5 protein-coding genes and 1 pseudogene are annotated in these 4,528 nt (G+C 44.4%); all 6 read right to left on the bottom strand.

Features of this window, described 5'->3' with window-relative positions; genetic code table 11:
• Positions 1 to 138 (bottom strand): annotated as a pseudogene (locus O9295_RS25895) (photosystem II D2 protein (photosystem q(a) protein)); the annotation flags it as partial.
• Between the two features lie 325 nt (positions 139 to 463).
• Positions 464 to 1,225, bottom strand: coding sequence for a lipoate--protein ligase family protein (locus O9295_RS25890; protein WP_288036156.1), 762 nt, complete (start codon positions 1,223 to 1,225; stop codon positions 464 to 466).
• Positions 1,188 to 1,664 (bottom strand): YbjN domain-containing protein, encoded by a 477-nt coding sequence (locus O9295_RS25885; protein ID WP_012266813.1) that lies wholly within the window; start codon positions 1,662 to 1,664, stop codon positions 1,188 to 1,190. Before O9295_RS25885 ends, O9295_RS25890 begins: the two co-directional genes overlap by 38 nt.
• 140 nt (positions 1,665 to 1,804) lie before the next feature.
• Entirely contained in the window at positions 1,805 to 2,746 is a 942-nt protein-coding gene (locus tag O9295_RS25880; protein ID WP_288036155.1) for a J domain-containing protein, read from the bottom strand.
• 52 nt (positions 2,747 to 2,798) lie between these two features.
• Positions 2,799 to 3,620 carry an inositol monophosphatase family protein gene (locus O9295_RS25875; RefSeq protein WP_149985847.1) on the bottom strand — a complete coding sequence of 274 codons (822 nt, stop codon included), beginning with the start codon at positions 3,618 to 3,620 and terminating at the stop codon, positions 2,799 to 2,801.
• 14 nt (positions 3,621 to 3,634) lie between these two features.
• Entirely contained in the window at positions 3,635 to 4,003 is a 369-nt protein-coding gene (locus O9295_RS25870) for a 2Fe-2S iron-sulfur cluster-binding protein (protein WP_002760814.1), read from the bottom strand.
• Between the last annotated feature and the right edge of the window lie 525 nt (positions 4,004 to 4,528).

Genomic DNA, 4,528 nt, shown 5'->3' with positions numbered 1-4,528 from the left:
TCCACCTAGGGCCATGAAGGCGCAGGGGAAGAGTAGTAAACCAGACCAACCGATGAAGACGAAACGGTCTCTTTTGAGCCAGTCATCGAGAGCATCAAACAGCCCTCTTTCTGGGGCGCGTCCGACAGCAATGGTCATGGGTATTTTTCCTCTTGCTTAACTGAAATCACGGGCAAGATTTCTTAACTTTTTTGAGTCTGGGATTACTCCCATTGTCTTATAAGATGGGGCGCTCGATTGACTGGATTAGCTTGACTAACCTAGCTGCGATCGCCTGTTAATCCTCACAAACTGTAAAAGATTAACGTTTCTTAAACTAGCACAAGCTAGACAATAATTTCGAGTTCGGTAAGACTTTGGTTCCTTGCGGCCTCTATCTACCTTTACTCATTATTAGCAAAAAATTACAAATCTATACAACTTGACTCATAATTGATTTTAATTACACACAAAAGCTTTTTTGTCAATGAGTATTTATATTCATTTTTTTAATTGATTGCCATTCCCAATCCTCAAGGGGTTGTTCTAGCAATTGACAATCAAAACATTGTTCGGCGGCGGTTTTCAGGGTAGCGATAAGGGTCTCTAGGGTCAAATCTGGGGCTAAATTCAGCTTTTGAGGGGCAGCACTGGCGAAAACTTGCTCAAACAGCGAATTATCTTGCTCTAGCACCATCGAACCATGTTGGAGAACCGAGGAACCCCGTTGCAGTTGGGCGCTCCCAATAAATTTATTCCCCCAATTATCAACTAGATCCGCACCGGTAGCCGTAGCGAAACAGTTAGCAGAATGGATATATCCCCGGCCAGCAGCACCGTAGGACAATTCCAGACCGAGATTTTGCCAGCCTGTGATTAAAAATTGACAGATTTGACGGTAAACTTCCCTAATATTCCCCTTCATCCCCGAATTTACCACCATATAGGTCAAATCCCCCTGATGTAGTACAGACCGGCCACCGGTAGGACGACGAACTAGGGAGATTTTTTGACCTTGCCAAGTCAAATCACGCCAAAAATCGGGATATTGCCGTTGATGATAGCCCAAGGAAATAGCCGGGGGCGACCATTGATAAAAACGCAGAGTCGGGGGATGATGACTGCAACGGTGTTGCTCTAGTAACCAAGAATCGATCGCCATTTGTCGCTCTGCCGATGAGATAATTGGAGGGATATAACGCCAAATTTTAGCTGCCACCAAAGGATTCTCGTAACATTTCATCATTATTATCTGCTACCGTCGCCACGAGAGTAATTGCTCGCGAAATCTCCCCCGCAGACAAATCGGCCACAGTGCGCTGAGAAATCACCACCACCTGATCATTCATAATGGCAAAATGAGATTCAAAGGTTTCGGCACAATTCATCGCTAATAACTTGCGGGTTAATCCCAATTCATCCTTAACGGGTAATTTGAGGACAGAAGACCACACCGTTAGAAAATCATCATCGCTTTCCCCAGTTAACTGTACAAATACCTCAACGCTACCATACTGAAACTTCCAAAGATAACCTTTTTCTGTATGTTGTACCATAGCAGTATCATTCTGCTGCAGAGTAGAAATAACCATTTCAATCATTTCTTGGTGACTGCTCGTACTAGCCAGAAATTCATCGGTCATTGACTCTATTGCTTCTGAAGTCGCTAAACTTTCCGTGGTCATAAAAATTCCCTAAACTCGATCGATCACAATCTTATCCCAAGAGAAAAGAAAAAAGTAACAAAACAGACATAGAAGAGGGGAGTGGGGAGCTTTTTTCCTGTGATCCTAAATCAGTTTTTAATAAACGGATTTAGGATGAGCTAGTTCTTCTTTTTACCACCAAATAGAGACCAAAAACCGCCCTTGCGATCCCCTTCCTTTTTTTGTCCCTTCTGGTCTTCCATTTCAACATTAGGATTAACTACTTGATCTAGTTCCCGTTTGCACCTAATCACCGTCGCATCTTTGGGGCTGACTTGCCAGGCGCGATTGATATGAACCCGGGCCATGGACAGTTGATTTTGTTGCAGGTAGGCTAAACCGAGCAGGGCGTGACAGATGCTATTATCTGGTTCTTGCCGCAGGGCATCGCGCAATTCTCGCAAAGCTTGGGCGGGGCTATTTTGGTCAAGAGAGGCTTGGGCGCGGCGAATATAGGCTTCTAGGGGCGATTCTTTGGCTTTAGCCTCGGCTGCCGTGATGAAAGTAGCCCCGACTAACTCGGACTGGTTAGGATTGCCTTGGGAGATAAAGACTTTCCGGGTGGTTTTCTTGTTGCCCTGACCTTCGGTTAACATCAGATAAACCAGATTGAGTTCACTGAGTTGGGCGATTTTCTGATAGGTATTTTCTAGGGCGGTATATTGATCGATCGCCAAGGATTGCAGGATTTTTTGATAGGCTAATTCATAGTTAGCGCTAGATTGGGCTAGTTTTCTAGCCGGTTCGCTACTGATGGTGATTTTACCCGCATCTCTCGCCATTGCCTTGCCCATTTGTGCTAAAATAAGCCGGAATTCTTCCCGAGATAGGTCACGGCCTAGATGTTCGTAGGCTGGGTTAACTAATTTTGCCAGTAACTGATTAGCCTGTTCCCTTTCGGCGGGGGTGTGAATGCGACAGGTATCGGGATGGAGTTTATAGGCAATTTTTAAGTAACGCTCGCGAATCTCCTCATGTTCGGCATCGATCGAGACTCCTAAAACAGCGAAGTGATCGATTAAATCAAATTGAAATAATCCCTGGGAAATCGGAAAAGGCATACAGCGAGTCCTACTCTAATCACAATGATAATCGCAATAAATATTAAAAGAATTAAAACTGAAAACTCCAAGAGGCGGCTTTTTGCAGAGCTTGGCTTAAGGGGGTGTGAATCTGTCCGTTAGTGGCCAGGATTCGCCCCGTTTCTATCAGAAAAGGACTCTCATCGTAGGCGCTAATTTTACCGCCAGCTTCTTCGATCAGAATAATTCCCGCGGCCAGATCCCAGGGATTAATCCCTCGTTCCCAATAACCATCTAAGCGCCCACAGGCCACATCGGTTAAGTCTTTGGCAGCGGAACCGCTGCGGCGTACTCCTTGGGTCAGATGGGTCAGATAACAGAATTCGGCATAATTATTATCGGGGGTTTGACAGCGATCATAGGCAAAGCCCGTCACCAGTAAACTTTTTTCTAGTTCACTCGTCCGGGAGACATGGATGGGACGACGGTTCAGGGTGGCCCCCAAACCCCTGGCTGCCCGAAATAGTTCCTTTCTAAAGGGGTTATAGATGACTCCCACTGCTGCTATCCCTGCGATCAGTAGTCCGATAGAGACGACGGATACGGGATAACCGTGGGCATAGTTGGTGGTTCCATCGAGAGGATCGATCGCCCAGAGATACTCGCTGTCCCTCCCTTGCATTTTTCCCGATTCTTCCGCTAAAATCCCATGTTCGGGAAAGTGACGGCCAATAATTTTGAGAATTTCTGTTTCTGCTCGACGATCTATTTCCGTCACTAAATCGCCCGATCGCCCTTTTTCTTCTATTGTCTCGATTTTACCCCAATTATCGAGGATAATTGTTCCCGCCGCTAGGGCGGCTTCGCTGGCAATGTCTAGGTATTTTTCTAATTGGCTGCTGGTATCTGGCACGATTAATCCTTAATCTATTCTTCATCTAAGGGTAAACCAAAACGCACTTTCCCACGGGCAAAAAAGCGACCGAATTGTAATTCATAGACTTCATCCTCGTCTTGGGTGGCTACTTCCATATCGCTACGGGCATAACTGACACAAAGCAAAGCATAACCTCTGGCTTTTAATTCCGGCGATAGTCCAATCGCTTCTGGTTGATGGATATCTCCCGATAATACCCTGACCGCACAGCTGGTACAAGCTCCATTGCGACAGGAAAAGGGTAATTGATGACTCTGTTTTTCCAGACTGTGCAGTATATAGTTATCCCCTGGAACGGTGGTGACAAATTTTTCGCCGGTCTGACGATTGTGAACGGTGATTTGATGATATTTAGTCATAGTTTAGTTAGGCGGAAATTATAGATGCAATTTAGATAGTTCTAAATTTACGGGCTATTTTGGTCAGCCGTCTTGATTATATCATAAATCATTGCTCAAATAGTCATCATAATCTCTATAAATGCTTCCTGACAAAGGGGGCGGTTTTCGTGGAATTTGCCTAAATCTAAGAATCTCCTACCATCATCTTTAATCCTCAAAAATCTACGCACTTGAGATAGGCGAAAAATCAGCATCTTTTCTTAAATTACAATGAAATTGATTAATGTTAATAGTTCTCACAAAACGTTTAGGAGAGAGAGACTTATAAGGTTTCAGGCTGGGAATAGATTGACGCACGATTTATCTATTTGAAAAGATTGGTTACAATTTTGTAAATCTCTCGTTAGGGTTAGCTGAATAAATCTAAAAACCTTGTTGGGTAAGACTTTTAGACTTTTTGTCAATCAAAAAGTACCAGATATGGGAGTGGTCGGGGGGAAAATTCCGGGACTTTTTCCCTGAAAATTAGGTAATTTACCCGAT

It is taken from the genome of Microcystis sp. LE18-22.4A (assembly GCF_027531105.1).
GTDB classification, from domain to species: domain Bacteria; phylum Cyanobacteriota; class Cyanobacteriia; order Cyanobacteriales; family Microcystaceae; genus Microcystis; species Microcystis aeruginosa.
The sequence above is the reverse complement of the archived record's forward strand: the minus strand, read 5'-3'. Positions and strand labels throughout refer to the sequence as shown.